This is a genomic window from Mycoplasma suis str. Illinois (genome assembly GCF_000179035.2).
In the GTDB taxonomy this organism is placed as follows: Bacteria; Bacillota_I; Bacilli_A; order Mycoplasmatales; family Mycoplasmoidaceae; genus Eperythrozoon_A; species Eperythrozoon_A suis.
Genome location: NC_015155.1, coordinates 136,815 through 155,918 on the forward strand (window position 1 = coordinate 136,815; position 19,104 = coordinate 155,918).

The window sequence follows — 19,104 nt, forward strand, 5'->3', positions numbered from 1 at the left end:
TATGCCTATAGTTTTTAAAAGTTTTGTAATCCCAGCATTGCTGGGAGTTACTGGGGTTGTCGCTGTAGGAAGTTATGGATTATCAAGTCATTTAGGTAAAAAAGTTGAATCAAAAAGAGATTTAGGTATTGTTTATTCACGAGAAGGAATGAGAGAGGAAATTCCTTCTATAGAAGAAAAACAACAAGAATTAATTTCTGTTGAGTACATATTGAAGGGAAAGAGTTGGGAGGATCCCAATTCTTGTTTAAAGAAGATTAATGGAAAAGAAGAGTTTATGAGTAAGTCATATTGTGACAAAATAATTGATCAAAAATGAAGAGGTAACTATAAAGAACAACCTGATATGTGATTAAGAATTAAAGAAGGGGAGGTGGTAGAAACTTTACTAAGTTTCTTCAATGGAGACAACACAAAAGAAGATGCTTTCTTAATAGATAAAGAAAGATTTGAAAAAGAATCTTGGGATGCTTTTTCGTTATCCTGCAAGAAATCTTCTGCAGAAAATGGTAAGGTTGAAGTTTCTTGTTACCACAAAGAAAACGTAACAAGAAGATAGTATGCCATTAGCCTTAAAAGGTCTTCTGTTTCCTGTAGCATTAGTTTTTACCGGCACAGCTGCCGGAGGAGGACTTTATTTAACTAATTCTTTCAAAAAATGTCTCCTCAGAAGAAATTAAGCCATATGAGGAGAGAAGGGAAACAAATAATGATGGGGGTTTAGGTAGTCAGGAAGATTCTCATAAACGGAAAGTAGAACATAATGATAGCGATTCTTCCTCCCCAGAATCTTCCACTTTAAGTTCCCTGACAGATTCCAGGGGAGGGGAAGAATCACAACAATCTACAGATCAAGTATCTGCTTCACCTTCAGTCACCGAAAATACTCCGCCATCTTCAGAGACATTAGTTTCTCCCAGAGAAAATTCAAAAACATTTGTTGAATATATTTACAGAGATGAAAAGAATAATAAAAAACTTACATGTGAGAATTGATTATCTCCCGACGGGAGAAATGTAGAAATATTGACAGAAGAGGAATGTAAAAAGCTATTAATTAAAGAAATTTGAGAAGGGCAACAAGATAAAGAGGAACAAGATGTATTGTGATTCAAAACAGATAAAAATAATTTTTGAAATGTTTTTGAAGAAGTTTTTATTCCTTTTTCTTCAGTAAAAGAAATTAAAAAAGAGAATGAAATAGAGTGAACGTTTAGAGATAATTGAGAATGCTCAATGAAAAAGGAAGATGAAAAAAATTTAACTTCTGCAGGATGCTTTAGAAATGAATTTAGAAATTTTTTAAGAAATTCTGAAGTTAGTTCTTCTACCAACTCTCCTAAGAGTTAATAAGTAAATAAATATGCCTTTTGGCTTAAAAAGTATGTTAATTCCTGCAGTCTTTGGATTTACTGGGATTGCTGCAGGTGGAGGATTTAGCTTAGCTAGTTTCTTAAATAAAGAAACTATTTCAAAAGAAAGACAAATAAGTTCTACAACTGAAAGAGTTAAAAATCCTAGTGTTGGAGAGATTTCTTCTCCAAAAAATCCATTAGAAAATAAAGAATTAAGTTCTAATTCTGACGAAACATCTTCGAAAGAAAATAATCCCCAAAAATCTCAATTAAATTCAGAAAATTCTGGATTTGATGGCAAAGTATTTATTGAGTGAAGAAAAGGAAATGATGAAAATCCTAAAAAAGTAATTTCTAAACCCATTAAAGGTAATGATTCTGAAGTAGTTGCTAAATATGTATATAAAGATCCGACAACAACTTTTTGTGATAAGTGAGTTGTTGTCGGGGAACAAGCAGAAAGGACTCTTGTCGATTCAGGTTGTCAAGAATTTTTAAAAGAAGCATTAGAAGTTTCTTCAGGTCATGATGAAGAACAAATAATTTGACTCAAAACAAGTCAAGACAACTATGAAGTAATTTTGGAGGATGCTTTTCCTACTGAATGAATAGTAGGAGACTCAAAAATTAAAAGTCCCGAAATAGGAGAACAAGAAGAATGAACATTTAGAGGATTGTGAACTTGTAGGGCTGAACTAAAAGAAAACAAAGAAGTAAATGTAATTTGCTATAAAAATTCTCCTGAAATTCAAGAAGAAACAGAAGATGTTGGGGTTATTGAATCATTCGATCATGAAGATGAATTTAATAGAATGGCAGAACAAATAAAAAACAGAACTTAGAAAACATTTAGAGGCAAAAAGCCTCTAAGTTTCTAAAAAAATTTTTTAATACAATTTAGGCAATTTTCTAAATAATTAATATGCCAATTACTTTAAAAAGTTTTGTAATTCCCGCAATTCTTGGATTCACTGGTATTGCTTCTGTCGGAGGTATTGGTTTGAATTATGTTCTGAAAGAAGAAGAAAATAATCACGATAAAAGTAGTAGAGAAATAGGTAATAATCTTGTAAAAAGTGACAAACCCTTCACTAATGAAGAAAATCGAGATCAAGGGGATTCAAATATTCTTCTAGAAACTACAGAACAATCTATAGATTTCAGTCCAACTATTGTTCAGAAATTAATTTCTGATCAACAAAAAGAAGAAATAATGAATGCCGCCTTAAAAGAAGGTAGTGAACCATTTGCTAGATATGTTTATAGAGATTTAGAGGATTCAAAACCTCTGACATGTGAAACTATATTTTCAGAAAATATTGAAGAAAAAGAATCTAAACAAGATGAATCATGTAAAAAGTTTTTGTTAGATGTAGTTTTTGGAGATCAAAAAGAACATGAAAATGAATCATTAATGTGATTAAGAGTTAGTCAAGATAACTTTGAAAAATTTTTAAAAAATATTTTCATCAGTGGAGAAGAAAAACAATACATTAGTAAATGAAGAGGAATGACATATAGAAAATAAATGATCTTGTTGGAAGAATTTAGAAGAAAATTCCAATTTTGTAATTTTCAAATGCCTTAAAGATGAAAAAATAATTTAAAAATATGACATTACCAGTTAAAGCCCTTTTAATACCTTTAACTCTGGGAGCAGGAGGATTAGTTGCCGGTGGAGGAGTTGGATTAGTTAATTTATTCTCAAGTCGAGAGAGTTTTGATTCCGGAGAAAATAAGGATTTTTCTTCTGTCACTAAAATCGATTCCACGTCTAATCAATCATCTCCTTTAGTACAGAAAGAACATAATCATCTTTCAGAAATTCCTAAAGATTTAGGAAAGCAAAGAGAAGATGCATTGACAGAAGCCCTAAAAGAAAGTAATGAGCCTTTCGCTCATTATGTTCATAAGGAATTAGGGAAAGAAAAAGATATTTTGACTTGCATTAGATTATTTTCAGAAGAAATAACAGATAAAGAAGAATTTAAAGAAGAAGAATGTCAAAACTTCTTAGTTAAAGAAGTTTTTGAAGGAACAAATCATACGGGAGAATCCGTAATGTGATTAAGAACAAATCAAGAAAATTTTGAAAGTATTTTTGAAAAATTTTTTGATTCTCAATATATAAAAGGAGATCCTAAAGTTAAGGGAGAAGAACAAGAATGAAAATTTAAAGATGTTTGAGGTTGCTGAACAGTTCCTAAAAATGATTTAGTTATTATTAGATGTTTAAAAAATAATTAAAAAGGTATGTCTTTAGGATTTAAAGGTATAGTAATTCCTCTAACACTTGGCGTTGGAGGAATAATTGCCGGAGGAGGAATAGGATTATCAATTTCAAATCATTTAGTAAATAAGGGAGCGTCTTCAGAATTTTTCATTAGAGATGATGGGGAGTCAAGAGTAGTTGCTGAATATGTTTTCAGGGATAAGAAAAGTAATATATCACTTATTTGTGATAAATGAGTTCTTTCAAATGGGAAAATTGAAAGAACATTAGAAAAAGATAAATGTCAAAACTTCATGAAAGAATCTTTGAATGGATCAGAAGATAAAAATCAACCAATAATTTGATTGAAAGTTGAAGAAGAATTATCTAGAAAGATTTTTGATGAAGTATTTCCAAAAAATAAAAGAGATGAAGATCCTTTAGTTGGAAATATTCTTCAAAAAGAAAAGCTTTGAGGTTTCGATAACAAATGACTTTGTTGAACTAATTCAGATAGTTCTGAAAAAATTACTTCAACCTGTCACAAAGATGAAGAATCAAAAGATTCTGAAAAATATAGAGAAGTAAGGAATTATTTTGATAATGAAGTAGACTTTCTTGATTTTTTAGAAGATTACAGAAGAGGTAAATATCCTCCCTCTTCAGAAAATAGCAAATAAAAATTAAAAAGTGTTTTTAAAAAATAGTCTGTACATGTTAATCCCCTTATTTGTGGGAGCATTTTCCTTGACTGCTCTTTTATTGCAAGATAATTCTTTAACTAATGTTTTCGAATCTACTATTTCTCTAGTTCGCGGGGGGGGCACTCAACAAATTTTTTAAAGTCTTTCGGAATTGGAAAAGAAGATTTAAGTTTTTCTGAATCTTCAATTTCCTCCAATAAAAGTGAGAGTCAACCTTTAAATAATCTCTCTTTAAAAGAAAATTCGATTAATGTAGAAGATAGTTCAGTTCCCCTTTTTGGGAACGAACTTAATTTAGGGGGAGAATCAAAAGAAGTAATTAGCGAAATTTATTCAGAATCTAAAAAGAATGTAAGAGCGAAAGAAATAGAAGTTAAATCTGCTCAAAAATTAGAAGAATCTCAGAAGACATTAACTCCTTTTAGCGAAAACTTCAATTCAGCCTTGAGTGTATTTAAAAAATGACAAAAAGAAAAAGAGAAAATTTCCAAAGAACCTCAAGCAAGATCCACAAATTCTAGAGGAAGAAGGGATGTTGAGCCACAAATTTCAGAAAAATTAAACCTTGAGCAAAGAAAAGCCTTATTCAATTTTTATAAGGAATTTTGTGTAATAAAAAGTAAACAATCTGAATATTCTGAAGATTTACAAAAGACAGAAAAAGGTGAAGATATTGTGGGCGGGAAAGAAAGAGTTTTTATTTCTAAAGATGAGGTTGTTTGAGCTCTAAATCAAATTGGATGAAATGCAAATGAGAAAGTTACTTTTGGAAAATGACTTAAATTAGAAAATCTTCAGAATGGAGAAAAAGATCCTTTTTCTATATTGTTAGAAGCCGAATATTTAAAAAAAATTAGAGAAAAATTAAAAACTTGAGGAGAAAAAATAGAAGTTTTTAAAAAGAGTCAAAGAAGTTCACAATTATCTAGTTGAGGTGGTAGAAATTATCAAAGATATTTTGAACCTAACTTAAGTATTCTTACAGGAGTTGGTGATAGTCTAGAAGAAGAAATGACTTTAGAAATAGCTAAAAGATTAATTGAGCAAATGCCTCTTTCTGAAATTTCTAAATTTACTTAATAAAAAACAAATAGGGCCACTGAGCCCTATTCATTGAATAGAAAATTTAAAAAGGAAAAAGACAAAAATAAGTAATAAATTTTTTGATTACAAAAAGAGTTGTTCCCTATACCTTAATTCCATTTCTTTTTGGAGTTCCTCCAGTGTCTTTCCTTTTCTTAAAGAAAGAAAATCCCTTTAATTTATCTTCTATATCCTCCCTATTGGGAGGATATTCTTCTACTCCCTTATCTTCTTTAAATTCTTATGGAACTGGAAAAAATGAATTAGGAATTTCAAATTCTTCAATTTCTTCTGTTACTAACACAAACCATTTAATTAATGGTTTGAGAGTAGCTGATGGAGTAACAATATCTGTGGAAGAAGGTCAATCACTTTCTTTAGATGGAAAAGAATTTTTGATGTTTTCATCAGAACCTAAAAACACTATTAATAGTGTTTATGGAGAAGTAGAAAGAAATGTAAAAACTAAAAATATAGAGGAAAAATCTTCTTCTTCCTTAAAAGAAGCTCAAGGAAAATTAACTGAATTTAATGAAAATTTTGAGGCAGCAGTTACTGCCACAAAAATTTGAGAGGAATTAAAAATAAAAAATCAAGCTCTTCCTGAATCTAAAAGAGAAAAATTTAATGGAAAAACAAAAGGTTCTATAAAACTTCAAGTACCTTTAAGTTTTGAACAAAGAAAAGCCTTGTTTCATTTTTATAAAGAGTTTTGCGGAATTAAAGATAAGCAACAAGAATACTCTTCTGAATTAAGGAGAACTGAAAGATCTAGAAGATTTTCTAGAAGTACCAAAAGAGGAACTTGTTCTGAAGGAAATGTTGTTGAATCTCTAGAAAAAATTGGATGAAATAAAGAAGGAAGAGTTACTTTTGGAAGTTGACTTTATTTGAGAAATGATCAGACAGAGAAAGATCCTTTCTCTTTATTGCTAGAAGAAGAATATTTAAAGAAAACTAGAAAAGAAGTAGCAGATTGGGTAGTAAAGATAAGTAAATTTAAGAAAGGTATTTCTGAAAGCGAACTTTCTTATTGATCTAGAAGGAATAGAAATTACAGAAAATATGCTGAGCAAGCACAAAACCTTTTGGCAGGAGAACAAGAAGGAATAGAAAATGAAATGTCTATGGAAATAGCTAAAGGATTAATTGATCAGATGCCTCAAGATGAGATACTAAAAATAATTGGAAAACCAACTTCTTTACCTATTATTCAATAGTTAATTTATTTTTAGGCTCTTTAATTTATCCATATAATAAAAGGGGAAAAAATTTCAATAAATGTTACTTAAACAAGTACTTTATGTTTTAATTCCTGTTTTAGGGGCTTCAGCCCCTGTAACAGTATTTTTACTAAAGGATAGTAATTTAGCAAATAATTTATCTTCTGTTTTTTCTGCGGGGGGGGCATAACTAAACAATTTTCTTTTGAAAATATTGGTAAAAAAGAATTAACAAGCAATAATTTTGGTTATTCAACCACAACAACAGGACTTAATGTGAATGAATTCAAAAATATCTCTGAAAGTTTAGAAATTAATTCTGAAGGTGTGCAAAAGCACACCTTATTACTAGATAATGGACTTAATTCAGAAGCAGATGGAAGAGTGATTCATCAAATTATGAAAGAAGTTAGAAAAGACTTTAATGCCAGAACTATTCAAGGAAACTCCCAAGGAAATCTAAAGGAAGCTAAGGAAAAAGTTAATATTCATAACCAAAATTACGAAAAAGTTAAGAAAACAATTGAAGAATGGAAAAAGAAACAACCTTCTTTTAAAGAAAGTGTTGGAAAATTCAAGGAAAAATGGTGAGAAGGAGTAAATAATCAAGAAATCAAAACTTTTTCCAAGGAGGAAAGAGAAGCTTTATTTCTTTTTTATGAAAAATACACAGAATTAAGAGAAAAGAAGATGGGCTACTCAAAACAATTGAAGGAAGTTGAAGAAGGGAAGGATCCTAATAGCCTGAATGCCGGAACTTTAAGTTCCGAGAGAAATGTTTTAGAAGCTCTTAAAAAAATTAATTGAAAAGAAGAAAATATTATCGAAAAAATTAAAGAGTTTCTTTCAAAAGAGAAGAAGGAAGATAATCCTCTTGAAGCTCTTCTAAAAGAAAAAGATTATTTAACAGAAACACAATTGAGATCTGAAGAGTGAGAAAAAAGATTACGAGAATTTGATCAAAGACATGATCTTCTGAGACAATTATGAGGAAAAAGATCTTTAAGTAGAGAAAGAATAGATCATTCAGTAAGTATTCTTAGAAAAACTATGACAGCTGTAGAAAGTGAAGTTGTGTTAATGATAGCGGAAAGATTAATAAATGAAATGACAACAGGAGATATTAAAGTTGAAGAAATTACTGAATTAAGTAAATAAATATAAAGAATAGATAAGGGCCATTGGCCCTTATTTCATTCCTTAAAAAAGAGGTCTCAAATGATTTATATAATGAAAGGGGAAATTAGGGTATTTAAGGTATGTTATGGAGACACGGGATCTATGTTTTAGTCCCTGTATTAGGGGCTTCAGCCCCTATAACTGCATTACTTTTACAAGATAGTAATTTAGTAAATACTTTAGTTACTTCCCTTTCCTCTGCGGGGGGGGCATAACTAAAAATCTAGAGTTTGGAGGTACATCCCAAAAAGGACTAGTAGATAATTTAGAAAATGTTTCCTCCCTAAAAGTGGGAGGAATGGAAAACATCAACAAACAAAATGAAAATTTAGAAATACTTTCTATCGAAAGTCAAGATTCCATATTATTTTTTGAAAAAGAAATAGATTCTTTTTCTAATAGTGTTACTGTTCAACAACTTTATAAAGAAGTAAAGAAAGATTCTGAGACTAGAAAGATTGAAGGTGAATCTAAGAGAAATTTAGAAGAGGCAAAAGAAAAAGTAAGTAATCATTCTTCAAACTTTCAAAAAGTTAAAGAGGATATTAAAAAGTGAGAAGAAAAAAATAAATCCCAAGTTTTAGAAAGTAGTAGTCCTGAAACATCAAGATCTAAAAGGCAAACACAACAAGTTCAAGAGGAAGTAAATATACTTCCTCAAGATGAAAGACAAGCTTTATTCTGCTTTTACAAGAAATTTTCTGAATTGAGAGATAAAAAGAAAGGACTTTCTAAACAATTACAAAATGTTGAGGAAGGAAGAAATTCTGAAGAGCTTGAATCTCAAGCTCTTAGTTCAAAAAGCGGAATATTAGAAGCTTTAGAAAAAATTGGGTGAAAAGAGCAAAATATGGATAAATTAGGTAAATACCTTAGAGGTGAAATAAAAGATGATGGAGATCCTATTGCAATACTTTTAGGTAATTTTGAACTTTTGCAAACATTAAGAGATAAATCTAATGAGTGAAAGAAAAAGACAGAAGATTTTATAAGGGGACAAAGAAGCAGAAGAAGAGTTGGGTGAAGCGATCCAAGACATGATGAACTTCTTAATTCTTCTCTAGATATTTTTAAGAAACAAGCAGGATCAGTTGAGGGTGAAGTTGTAATGAAAATAGCTTCTAGACTTATGGGTGAAATGTCAACTGAAGATTTAGAGGGAATTTTGTCAGAAAAACAAGAATAATTTTTCTGAAATTAGGAATAGGAAAATATGTTGTAATTCCACTATTTTTAGTCGGAACTCCTTCTCTTTCTTTATTGGCTTTTCAGAGAGAAAGTCCTTTTAATTTTTCTTCTTTCATATCTTCTTTCGGACTAGGAAAATCTAATTATTTCTCTAATTCATTCGGAAATAAAAAAGAAGAACTAGGAATTTCTAGTTCATCAATTTCTTCATTAGAAAATAACAAGCAATTAGTAAATAATCTTGAAATTTCTAATAATTCAATATCTGTAGAAGAGAGTTTCTCCCAATTGGGAGAAAATGAATTATTAGTTAATTCAGATCCTGAAAAAGTTATTCAAAGTGTTTTTAGTGAAGTAAATAGAAATTCTAGAACTAAGCAAATAGAAGAAAAATCTTCTTCTACTTTGAAAGAAGTTCAAAGTAAGTTAACTGAATTTAATAAGACTTTTGAGGAAGCAGTTTTGTCAGTAAAAGATTGAGAAGAGGCAAAAGTAAAAAATGATAATTTACCTATTTCTCACAGAGATTCAACTGTGAGAAAAAAAGATCAAAAACAGATTACTGTTGAACAAAGAAAAGCTCTTTTTAATTTCTATAAAGAGTTTTGCGGGATAAAAGATAAACAATTTGAATATTCTGGAGAATTAAGTCAAGCTGCAGGTAATTTGAATTTTTCAGAATCTAGTAATAAAAAATTTTGCTCTATAGAAGTAGTTAATTCTCTAGAGCAAATTGGTTGAAATAGAGAGGGAATAATTACTTTTGGTGATTGACTTTATTTAAAAGAAAAGGGAAATGATCCCTTTTCTATATTGTTAGAGTCAGAAAAACTTAAAAAATTTAGAGATGAAGTTGTTCGATGAACAGAAAGTTTGGAAAGATTTAAAAAAAGTCAATTGTCAAGAAATAGGAGTGGTTGAGGTGACTGAATGAAAGGAAGAACAGATCCTTCTTTAGGAATATTTGAAAAAGAAATAGATGATCTTCTATTTGAAATGTCTATGGAAATATCAAATAGATTATTAGAACAGATGTCAATAATTGAGTTAATGAAATCTGGAAATTGACCTCCCGTTATTAAATAGTTAGTAAATTACCTTCCTTTTTGGAAGGGTAATTTGTTGATTCATATAATAAAAGGGGAAAAATTTTCGTTATATGTTGTTGAGACAAGGACTTTATGTTTTAGTTCCTATTTTGGGGGCTTCAGCCCCTGTAACAGCTTTTTTATTAAAAGACAGTAGTTTAGTGAGTAAGGTGATTGCTCCTCTCGCTGGGGGGGGGGCAGTCACTCAACATTAACTTTTAGTGGTCCTGAAAAGAGAGAATTAGTTAATAGTTTTGGCTATTCATCTCCGACAACAGGAATTAATGTAGTTGAATTTAGAAATAATTCTGATAGTTTAGAAATTAGTTCTAGTGGTGTGCATGAGCACACCATATTACTAGAAGATGCTTTGAATTCAGACAAAGATGGAAAAGTTATTCACCAAATAATGAAAGAAGTTAAGAAAGACTTTGATGCTAGAACAATTCAAGGTAATTCTCAGGGAAATTTACAAGATGCAAAAGGACAAGTTTTTGTTCATCATATAGATTTTGCAAAAGTTAAGAAAACCATTGAAGATTGGAAAAAGAAAAGAGGAAACTATCAAGAAGTAAGACAAGATTTGGAGGAAAAATTATTGAGAAATGCTGAAGTATTGCAAGAAGATTTGAAAACCCTTACTCAGGGAGAAAGAGAAGCTCTATATCTTTTCTATCAAAAATACACAGAATTAAGGGAAAAGAAAACAGGCTATTCTGAACAATTAAAGAAAGTTGAGGATGGAAAAGATCTTGAAGATCTTAGAGTTAAAGAGCTCAGCAAAGAAAGAAAAGTTCTGAATGCTTTAGAAAAAATTGGATGAAGGAAAGAAAGTATGATTGAAGAACTTAAGAAATATCTTGTAGAAAGTGAAAAAGAAAATGGAGAGAATCTTCTCTCCATTCTTTTAGGAGATGAGGAATTCTTAAAGAAAATAAATTACAAATCTAAAGAATGAGAGGAAAGAATAAAAGAATTTGAAGAAAGACACAGACGTTTAAGAACCTTCTTGTGATCTAATCTTTTAAGACAAGGCATCATAGATCATTCAGTAAGTCTTCTTAGAAGAAATGCAATCATCTTAGAAAATGAAGTTGTATTGATGATTGCAGATAGATTAATAACTGAAATGTCTTCTTCTGAAGAAGTTAGGGAGGAAGAATCACTTCAAAAGAAAAAATAGAAATAATATTTTTTCATGCGCATAACATTCAACAAATATGCTTTGATTCCTTTATTTTTTGGAGCCTCATCTTTTCCATTTTTCCTATCCAAGGAAGGATCAACTTTTAATTTTTTCTCCTTAAACCCTTTTGCTGGGGGGGGCACTTAAGCCCCTCTTTAAATACTTATAGCTCCAAAAAAGAAAATCTTGGAATATCTAATTCTTTAATTTCTTCTGATTTACCTAAAAATCAATTAACTAATAGCCTTGAAATACCAAAAGATTCAATAAATGTAGAAGATAATCTCTCTCCTTTAGTGGAGGGAGATTTGTTACAAGACTTAGAAACCAAATCTACTATAGAAAGTTTTTATTCGGAAGTTCAAAAAAATGAAAAAACTAAGTCAATAGAAAAGAAATCCTCAAATGATTTAGTAGAAGCTCAGGGAAAATTAACTAACTATAAGGAAAATTTCAAATCAGCTCTTCAAGAAATGTCTAAGTGAAAAAAAGATTCTGAAGTTCCTAAACAAACAACTAGAGAAAAAAGAGCATCAGAGCCTTTTCAAGAACAACTAAATGTTTCTCAAAGAAAAGCTTTACTTTATTTCTATAAGGAGTTTTGCGGAATTACAGATAAACAAACAAAATATTCTGAAGAATTAAAGGAAGCCGGAGGATATGGGAGAAATATTGATTCAGTTAAAAAAGATTTCTGTTCTGAAAAAATCGTTAGTTCTTTAGAAAAAATTGGATGAGAAAAAGAAGAAAGAATTTCTCTCGGACAATGAGTGAAAATTTCTGAGGGCCAAGAAGATCCCTTTTCTTTCTTATTAGAAGATTCTTATTTAAAAGAAATTAGAGAAAAAATTTCTTCTTGAGGCGAAAAATTAAATACATTTAGAGAAAGTTTAGAGAGACAAAGAACTAGAGGTTGATGAGGGAGAATTCAAGAAAGATGAGCTCCCGGCTCTATTGGAGTTTTTTCTGGAGAAAAAAAGAAATTTGAAGATGAGTTATCTTACAAGATAGCTCAAAAATTAATGGAGAAACTTCCAATTTCGCAAGAATATGAATTGACGACCTTATAGTAAATTTGGTTTTTTAATAGCTTTAACTATGAAAACCTCCTATAAGGAGGTGTTAATTTGATTTTTATAATGAAAGGGGAAAAATTTGGTTATGTTGTTGCGAAAAGGGCTTTATGCGTTAATTCCCGCATTAGGAGCAATAGCTCCTTTGTCAACTCTATTATCGCAAAATAGTAATTTAGTTAATTATTTAACTACCTCTTTCTCCTCTTCGGGGGGGGGCGCATATGATTCTTTAAGTTTCTCGAAAAGAACTAAAAGAAATTTAGGAAATAATATGAATTACTCTTCCCCCTCAAAACTAGATTCAAATAGTTTTGAAAGTCAATCAGAATCTTTAGGAATTTCAATTTCTCCAGAAGAGCAGCTTGTTAATTTTCTAGAAGAAAATGACATTAACTTGAACTTGAAAAAAGATTCAACTGTCACTACTTTGTTTAAAGAATTAGTTAAAAATTCTCAAACAAAAGAAATTGAAGAAGAAAGTTCATTAAGTTTGGAGACAGTTAAGAAAAGTTTGGGAGAACACTCCAATAATTTTGAATCAATTATTCAAAAAGTAGAAGAATGAAATAAGAAAAAACAACTTTCTTCTGAAAAACCAGAATCTTCTAGAGGAAAGAGACAAACAGAAGATCAAGAGATTTCTTTCTCTCCTGAAGAAAGAAAATCTTTATTTTGCTTCTATAAAAAATTTTCTGAATTGATAGAGAAGCAAAAAGGATTTACTAGTCAATTAAAAAATGTTGAGCAGGGATCAGAAAAAGAAGCTTCGCAAGAGCAAACTTTGAATTCAGAGAACAAAGTTTTAAAAGCTTTAGAAGAAATAGGTTGAAATGAAGGAGATATGACTGATTTTGGAGAATACTTGAGGGGAGAAAAACGAGGAAAAGATGGAAGTGATCCTCTTTTATTACTTTTAGAAGATTCATTTTTGCAAAAAATAAGAAATGATGCCGTTAAGTGAAAAGGTTTGACTGATAGTTTTATTAAGGGACAAGAGTGACAATATAGAAATGGTTGAACTTTCGGAAGGAGAAGAGATATTGGAAATTCTTTAAAAATTTTTCAAGAACAAACTGGTTCTATAGAGAAAGAAGCTTTATTTTTAATAGCTTCTAAATTGACAAATGATATGCTAAAAGCTTCAAAAGAACAATAGAGTTTTATGCAATTAAGATCAACAATTTATTTATTAGCTCCCATAATATTGGGAGCTTCCTCTTTATCATTTGTTTTTTCTACATCATCAGTAAATACTGATAATGTGTTTTCTTTATTTTCCTTTATTGATGAAATTCGCGGGGGGGGGCATAGAGCAACAACAAGTTTAGAGTTAGGAAATAGATCTAAAAAAGACTTAACAAATAATATGAATCATCAAGAATCTTCAAAAATTGATTTGAAAAGCTTAACAAGTCTTCAAAATGATGTAGAAAAAATTTCTGTAACTGAAGATCAAATTTCTAGTATTTTCGAGAAATATGAAATAAATGAAATTTTGAGTTCAGATCCGACTATAGAAAATATTTTTAGTGAAATAACTAAAAATAAAGAAACTAAGGAAATTGAGGAAGAGAGCTCTCAAACCCTTGACAAAGTTAAGCAAATCTTGGTAAATCATACTCAAGATTTTGAGAGAGCGCAAAAAATTATTGAACAGTGATCTAAAAAACAATCATCTTCTCAAGAAGCTTCTAAATCTTCAAAGTCAAGAAGAAGTGCGGAACAAGAAAGTTCCAAAACTCTTTCTGTACAGGAAAGAAAAGCTTTATTCTGCTTTTATAAAAAATTTTCAGAATTAAGAAAACAACAGAGAGGATATTCAAATAGATTAAAGAATGTAGAGGGAAAAGAAGTTTTTGAAGAAGCTCAATTTCAAGCACTTAGCTCAAAAATGGATATTGTAAGTGCTCTAGAAAAAATTGGGTGAAATGATAGTGATATGAGTAATTTTGGAAAATATCTAAGAAAAGAAATAAATATAGAGGGAGAAGATCCTTTATCTGTTCTATTAGATATTTCTTTTCTAGAAAAAACTAGAGGTGAAGCTATATCTTGAAAAGGAAAGATAGAACAATTTATAGAAGGTCAAAGACAATCATGTAGAGGCACTTGAGGGCCTTGAAGATGTAGAGATATTTCTTCATCTCTAAATATTCTTCAATCATCTGCAAGCTCCATTGAAGAAGATGCCATCATGAAGATAGCCAATAGATTAATGGAAGAAATGATTAAAAATTCTTAAAAAATAATTATGCAATTAAAAGTAATGTCTTATTTATTAGCTCCCATAGTATTGGGAGCTTCTTCATTACCCTTTTTAATTTCTTCTACAGGAAACTCTAATAATAATATTTCTTCCTTGTTTTCTAACTTATTTGTAAATCGCGGGGGGGGGCATAACACAAGAAATTTAGAGTTTGAGAAACGTTCCAAAAGGTATTTAACAAATAGTATGGGATATTCTAAATCTTCACAACTTGAATTGAAAAACTTATCAAGTAGTCATCAAAATGACAATATAGAAGTTTTGTTTTCTGGAGGAGAACAAAATCTCAATTTTTTTGATGAAAGTGAAATAAGTGGAATATCAAATTCGGATTCCACTATAGGAACAATGTTTAAAGAATTATCAAAAAATCAAAAAACTAAAAAGATTGAAACAGAAAGTTCTAGTAGCTTAGAAGAAGTAAAAAAGATTTTGGTAGAGCATTCCGAAAACTTCGAAAATATTAGAAAAAATATTGAAAAATGAGAAAAGAAAAATAAAGAAATTTCTTCTGAATCAACTTTGTCAAGAGGAAGAAGACAAGTTCCTGAAGAAGAAATTAGTCCTCCTTCTCCGAAGGAGAGAAAAGCTTTATTTTGCTTTTACAAAAAATTTTCTGAATTAAGTCAAAAACAAAAAGGATTTTCTAGTCAATTAAAGAATGTTGAAAAAGGAATAAACTCAGAAGATCCAAAATTTCAACCTCTCACTTCAGAAAATAATGTTTTGAAAGCTCTAGAAGAAATTGGTTGAAAAGAAGATGGAGATATGCCCCATTTTGGTGAATACCTTAGAGGGGAAAAGAAGGGAGCTCAATTAGATGATCCAATTTCTTGACTTTTGGATGGAGAATTTCTGAGCAAAATAAGAGGACAAGCTGTTCTTTGAAAAAATAAAACAGAAGATTTTTTAAGAGGACAAGAAGAGCAATGAAGAAAAGGATGAAGTTGGAGGAGACCAGATCCGGCAACCTTAGCCTCTTCCTTGAAAATTTTTCAAGGACAAACAGGAAATATAGAAAAAGAAGCTTTATTACTTATAGCTGCCAAATTAACAGGAGAAATGCTGAAAGCTTCAGGAGAAAAATAAAGATATGCAGTTAAAAACAACAGCTTATTTATTAGCTCCCATAGTATTGGGAGCTTCTTCTTTACCTTTTATTTTTTCTCCATCAGGAAATAACAATAGAATGTCTTATCCCTTCTCTTTCTTGAACCTTGGGGGGGGCATTCAGGAGTATTAAACTCTTTCAATAATTCGAGAAGTGATTTAGAAGTTTCTAGTTCTCTAATATCCTCCCCGAAAGAGGGAGGATTATTAGTAAATAATTTAGAAACTAAAGAAAATTCACCAACTACAGAAGATACTCCTTTATTTTTTATAGAATTTTATAGAAGAAGATTTGGGAAAAGAATTGATTCCCAAATCTATTGTTGAGGGAGTATTTAAAGAAGTTCAAAAGAATTTTCAAACTAAAGTAATTGAAAATGAATCTTCTAGTAACTTGAAACAAGTGAAGCAAGATTTAACTGAATTTAATTCAGACTTTTCTGAAGCAGTCAGATTCGTTTATAAGTGAAAAAAGAAAAAGGAAAGTGAAAATACAGAAACTTTATCAAGACCCTCTAGAAGTAAGAGAATAGTGGAAGAAGAAAAAACAGGACAATTATCTCTTGGGCAAAGAAAAGCTTTATTTAATTTCTATAAAGAGTTTTGCCAAATAAAGGGTAAGCAAGGTAAATATACTGATAAATTGCAAAAAACCCAAGAGGGCTTGCAATGAGATGAAGAAACAGAATCTATATCTAGAAGTGAATTTATTGAGGCTTTAGAGAAAATTGGCTGAAGTACAGGTGATAGAGTAACTTTTGGAAAATATCTCAATATAAAAGAAGGAGAAGAGGATCCTTTCTCTAAATTATTAGATTCTGAATTCTTAAAAAAAATCAGAAATAAAGTTTCAGATTTAGAGGATTTCATCAAAAAATTCAAGGATAGGATAAATAATCCAAGAACTGGAATTCTTGCATGAAATCCTAGATTAACAAAATATGCTGGAGGCTCTCTAGGTGTATTTGAAGGAGAATTAGAAAAAATGGAAGATGAAATGTCTAATAGAATAGCTCAGAAATTAATGAGTAATCTTCCAATTCCAGAAGAATTTAAATCTTCTATATAAATAAAAAATAGGGCCAAATGGCCCTATTTTTAGTAATTATTTTTTAACTAAAAAATCACTTTAAAAAAGGTATTCATTGGTTTATACAATGAATAGAGGCAAGAGAAATGTTGTTAAGAAAAAGTATATATATTTTAGTGCCCTTGTTAGGGGGAGCAATTCCCCTAACAACTGTTTTGATTCAAGATAGTAATTTAATTAATTCTTTAACTAATTCCTTCTCTTTTGCGGGGGGGGGCATTTCAAGCCCATTAGAACTCAAAAGTAGGGAAAAAAGAGAATTAATGAGTGATTCAAGTTTTTCGAAACCAACCACTTCAAATAATTTAGTAGATTTCAGAGGACAACAAAGTGACAATTTAGAAATAATTGTCACTCAAGAAACAGATATTTCTCTAACTGAAGAAGACTTGAACCTTAGTTCAAGTTCAGATTCTTCTTCAATTAACACAATGTTTAAGGAATTATTGAAAAATTCTCAAACTTCAGATATTCAAAAAGAAAGTTCGAATAGTTTAGAGACAGTAAAAAGTGTTTTGGGAAATCATACCTCTAATTTCGAAAAAGTTCAACAAAATGTAGAAAAATGAAAGGAAAAGAAAAAAGAAACTTCTAAAGAAGTTTCTACTCAAAAAGTAAAAAGACAAGTTTCAAAACAGGAAGAAACATTTTCCATATCCTCGGAAGAAAGAAAATCTTTATTTTGTTTCTACAAAAAATTTGAAGAACTAAATAAGAAGAGACAAGGATATTCCGAAAAGTTAAAAAATGTTGAACAAGGAAAAAGTTTAGAAGGAAATGAAGAACAAAGCTCTGAATTTACAAATGAAATGCTAGATGCCCTTAATGCCATTGGTTGAAATTCAGATGATATGAAAGATTTTGGACAATATTTATTAGGAGAAAAGAAAGATAATAAGGGAAAAGATCCTCTTTCTGTCCTTCTAGATGCGGAATATTTAAAGAAGATTAGAAAGGATGCGAAAAAATGAAATGGAGTGACTGGAGGTTTTTTAGTAGCTAGAGAGCAAGAAAGAAGAAGTAATTGAGGTTCACTTGGCTGAAGAGAAAAACACTGAGAATCAGCAATAAATCTTTTTAAGGGAGAATCTAAAGCTGTAGAAAAAGAAGCTTTAATGATGATAGCTGAAAATTTGGTAAGTAAGATGTTGCCAAAACCAGAGAAATAGGTTTTATGAAGTTAATTTTTAAACCCATTTTCTTGTTATCCATACTTTTTGGAGCCCCTTCACTATCTTTCTATTTGTTTCAGAAAGATAGTTCTTTGAATCCTTCTGTTTCGCTGTCTTTTTCCCTGCCTGGGGGGGGGCAGTCAACTCCCCTACCGATCTCTCTAGAACTTAAAGATCGCTCTAAAAGAGATTTAGTAAAAGAATCAAGTTACTCATCTCCAACAAATCTGAATAATTTAGGGAATTTAGAAAGTCAACAAAATGAAAACATAGAAATTACCATTTCTGAAAATTCAGATTTATCTTTGAATAAAGAAATAGATATAAATTCCAATACAACTATTGGAAATTTATTTGGAGAATTATTAAAAAATTCCCAAACTAAAGAGATTCAAAGTCAAAGCTCTAGAAGCTTAAAGGAAGTTCAGGAGAGTTTGGGAAAACATAATTCAAGCTTTGAGGAAGTCCAAAAAAGTATAGAAGAATGAAATAAAAAGAGAAAAGAAACTCTTAAAGATAATCAAAAAACAAAAAGGCAAGTAAAAAATGAGGAAGAGATGGTTCCTCCCTCAATAGATTTAGAAAAAAGAAAAGCTTTATTCTGCTTTTATAAAAAATTTGAGGAATTAAGTGGAAAGAAAGAGGGATACTCAAAAAAATTAAAAAGTGTTGAGGAAGGTAATAATTTAGAAGTAAAAATACAAGATTTCAGTGAAAATAGTGAAATCTTAGAATCTCTTAGAGAAATTGGGTGAGATAATGGAGATATGAATGATTTTGGAAAATATCTAAGGGGAGAGAAAAAAGGAAAAAATAATAAAGATCCTCTTGAAATTCTTTTAGATTCTGAATATTTACAAAAAATTAGAAATGAAGCAATTACTTGGAAAGATAAAACAAGTCAATTCATTAGAGGAAGATATTTAGAAAGTAGAACAGGATGATCAGGACTAAGAAATAATAGACATTTATCTTCTTCTCTAAATGTTTTTGGCGGAAAAGTTAAGTCAATAGAATCTGAAGCTCTTTCCTTAATAGCTTCAAAATTACTAGAAAAAATGTTGAGAAAAGTAGAAAAATAAATTTTGATTCGTTTGACTAATAAAGCTTTCTTTCTGTTGCCCCTACTTTTCGGAGCACCTTCATTATCTTTTTATTTATTAAAAAAAGAT

General features: G+C 30.1%; 24 protein-coding genes. All 24 read left to right on the plus strand.

The features are described 5' to 3' along the window. Nucleotide 1: 1 nt before the first annotated feature. Nucleotides 2-559 carry a hypothetical protein gene (locus MSU_RS00810; protein WP_013609666.1) on the plus strand — a complete coding sequence of 186 codons (558 nt, stop codon included), beginning with the start codon at nt 2-4 and terminating at the stop codon, nt 557-559. A gap of 467 nt (nt 560-1,026) precedes the next feature. Beyond that, entirely contained in the window at nt 1,027-1,350 is a 324-nt protein-coding gene (locus MSU_RS04520; RefSeq protein WP_148221829.1) for a hypothetical protein, read from the plus strand. A 13-nt stretch (nt 1,351-1,363) separates the two neighbouring features. Further along, nucleotides 1,364-2,197, plus strand: a complete 834-nt coding sequence (locus tag MSU_RS00820) for a hypothetical protein (protein ID WP_013609668.1) — start codon at nt 1,364-1,366, stop codon at nt 2,195-2,197. 80 nt (nt 2,198-2,277) lie between these two features. Further along, a complete protein-coding gene (locus MSU_RS00825) occupies nt 2,278-2,883 on the plus strand; it encodes a PH domain-containing protein (RefSeq protein ID WP_013609669.1) in 606 nt (201 codons plus the stop codon). Between the two features lie 83 nt (nt 2,884-2,966). Then, the gene (locus MSU_RS00830; protein ID WP_013609670.1) at nt 2,967-3,602 is read left to right on the plus strand and encodes a hypothetical protein; all 636 of its coding nucleotides are present in this window, start codon (nt 2,967-2,969) and stop codon (nt 3,600-3,602) included. A 6-nt stretch (nt 3,603-3,608) separates the two neighbouring features. Then, nucleotides 3,609-4,247 (plus strand): hypothetical protein, encoded by a 639-nt coding sequence (locus MSU_RS00835; RefSeq protein WP_013609671.1) that lies wholly within the window; start codon nt 3,609-3,611, stop codon nt 4,245-4,247. A 468-nt stretch (nt 4,248-4,715) separates the two neighbouring features. Continuing rightward, the gene (locus tag MSU_RS04350; RefSeq protein ID WP_052293977.1) at nt 4,716-5,351 is read left to right on the plus strand and encodes a hypothetical protein; all 636 of its coding nucleotides are present in this window, start codon (nt 4,716-4,718) and stop codon (nt 5,349-5,351) included. An 83-nt stretch (nt 5,352-5,434) separates the two neighbouring features. Further along, the gene (locus MSU_RS00845) at nt 5,435-6,574 is read left to right on the plus strand and encodes a hypothetical protein (protein WP_013609673.1); all 1,140 of its coding nucleotides are present in this window, start codon (nt 5,435-5,437) and stop codon (nt 6,572-6,574) included. Nucleotides 6,575-6,635: 61 nt separating this feature from the next. After that, nucleotides 6,636-6,767, plus strand: a complete 132-nt coding sequence (locus MSU_RS04895; protein WP_272941034.1) for a hypothetical protein — start codon at nt 6,636-6,638, stop codon at nt 6,765-6,767. A gap of 137 nt (nt 6,768-6,904) precedes the next feature. Further along, complete coding sequence (locus tag MSU_RS00850) at nt 6,905-7,735, plus strand: hypothetical protein (protein WP_237696900.1); 831 nt, start codon at nt 6,905-6,907, stop codon at nt 7,733-7,735. Between the two features lie 101 nt (nt 7,736-7,836). Then, nucleotides 7,837-7,971 (plus strand): hypothetical protein, encoded by a 135-nt coding sequence (locus MSU_RS04900; RefSeq protein ID WP_272941035.1) that lies wholly within the window; start codon nt 7,837-7,839, stop codon nt 7,969-7,971. An 83-nt stretch (nt 7,972-8,054) separates the two neighbouring features. After that, nucleotides 8,055-8,942: a hypothetical protein gene (locus MSU_RS00855; RefSeq protein WP_013609675.1), complete on the plus strand. Its 888-nt coding sequence runs from the start codon at nt 8,055-8,057 to the stop codon at nt 8,940-8,942. 74 nt (nt 8,943-9,016) lie between these two features. Beyond that, nucleotides 9,017-10,030, plus strand: a complete 1,014-nt coding sequence (locus tag MSU_RS00860; RefSeq protein WP_013608880.1) for a hypothetical protein — start codon at nt 9,017-9,019, stop codon at nt 10,028-10,030. Between the two features lie 73 nt (nt 10,031-10,103). Further along, the gene (locus MSU_RS04680) at nt 10,104-10,247 is read left to right on the plus strand and encodes a hypothetical protein (protein ID WP_013609676.1); all 144 of its coding nucleotides are present in this window, start codon (nt 10,104-10,106) and stop codon (nt 10,245-10,247) included. Between the two features lie 122 nt (nt 10,248-10,369). Continuing rightward, nucleotides 10,370-11,215, plus strand: a complete 846-nt coding sequence (locus tag MSU_RS00865; protein ID WP_013609677.1) for a hypothetical protein — start codon at nt 10,370-10,372, stop codon at nt 11,213-11,215. Nucleotides 11,216-11,230: 15 nt separating this feature from the next. Continuing rightward, nucleotides 11,231-11,365 carry a hypothetical protein gene (locus tag MSU_RS04905; RefSeq protein WP_013608882.1) on the plus strand — a complete coding sequence of 45 codons (135 nt, stop codon included), beginning with the start codon at nt 11,231-11,233 and terminating at the stop codon, nt 11,363-11,365. Between the two features lie 149 nt (nt 11,366-11,514). Then, the gene (locus MSU_RS00870; protein ID WP_013608883.1) at nt 11,515-12,288 is read left to right on the plus strand and encodes a hypothetical protein; all 774 of its coding nucleotides are present in this window, start codon (nt 11,515-11,517) and stop codon (nt 12,286-12,288) included. A 91-nt stretch (nt 12,289-12,379) separates the two neighbouring features. After that, a complete protein-coding gene (locus tag MSU_RS00875; RefSeq protein ID WP_013609679.1) occupies nt 12,380-13,450 on the plus strand; it encodes a hypothetical protein in 1,071 nt (356 codons plus the stop codon). A 6-nt stretch (nt 13,451-13,456) separates the two neighbouring features. Then, nucleotides 13,457-14,536, plus strand: coding sequence for a hypothetical protein (locus MSU_RS00880; protein WP_013609680.1), 1,080 nt, complete (start codon nt 13,457-13,459; stop codon nt 14,534-14,536). 24 nt (nt 14,537-14,560) lie between these two features. Further along, complete coding sequence (locus MSU_RS00885; RefSeq protein ID WP_237696901.1) at nt 14,561-15,649, plus strand: hypothetical protein; 1,089 nt, start codon at nt 14,561-14,563, stop codon at nt 15,647-15,649. A gap of 4 nt (nt 15,650-15,653) precedes the next feature. Beyond that, nucleotides 15,654-15,803 carry a hypothetical protein gene (locus tag MSU_RS04685; protein WP_193345417.1) on the plus strand — a complete coding sequence of 50 codons (150 nt, stop codon included), beginning with the start codon at nt 15,654-15,656 and terminating at the stop codon, nt 15,801-15,803. Between the two features lie 159 nt (nt 15,804-15,962). Then, nucleotides 15,963-16,739 carry a hypothetical protein gene (locus tag MSU_RS00890; RefSeq protein WP_013608891.1) on the plus strand — a complete coding sequence of 259 codons (777 nt, stop codon included), beginning with the start codon at nt 15,963-15,965 and terminating at the stop codon, nt 16,737-16,739. A 137-nt stretch (nt 16,740-16,876) separates the two neighbouring features. Next, nucleotides 16,877-17,929, plus strand: coding sequence for a hypothetical protein (locus MSU_RS00895; protein WP_237696902.1), 1,053 nt, complete (start codon nt 16,877-16,879; stop codon nt 17,927-17,929). 5 nt (nt 17,930-17,934) lie between these two features. Continuing rightward, the gene (locus MSU_RS00900) at nt 17,935-19,014 is read left to right on the plus strand and encodes a hypothetical protein (RefSeq protein WP_013609683.1); all 1,080 of its coding nucleotides are present in this window, start codon (nt 17,935-17,937) and stop codon (nt 19,012-19,014) included. Nucleotides 19,015-19,104: the final 90 nt, after the last annotated feature.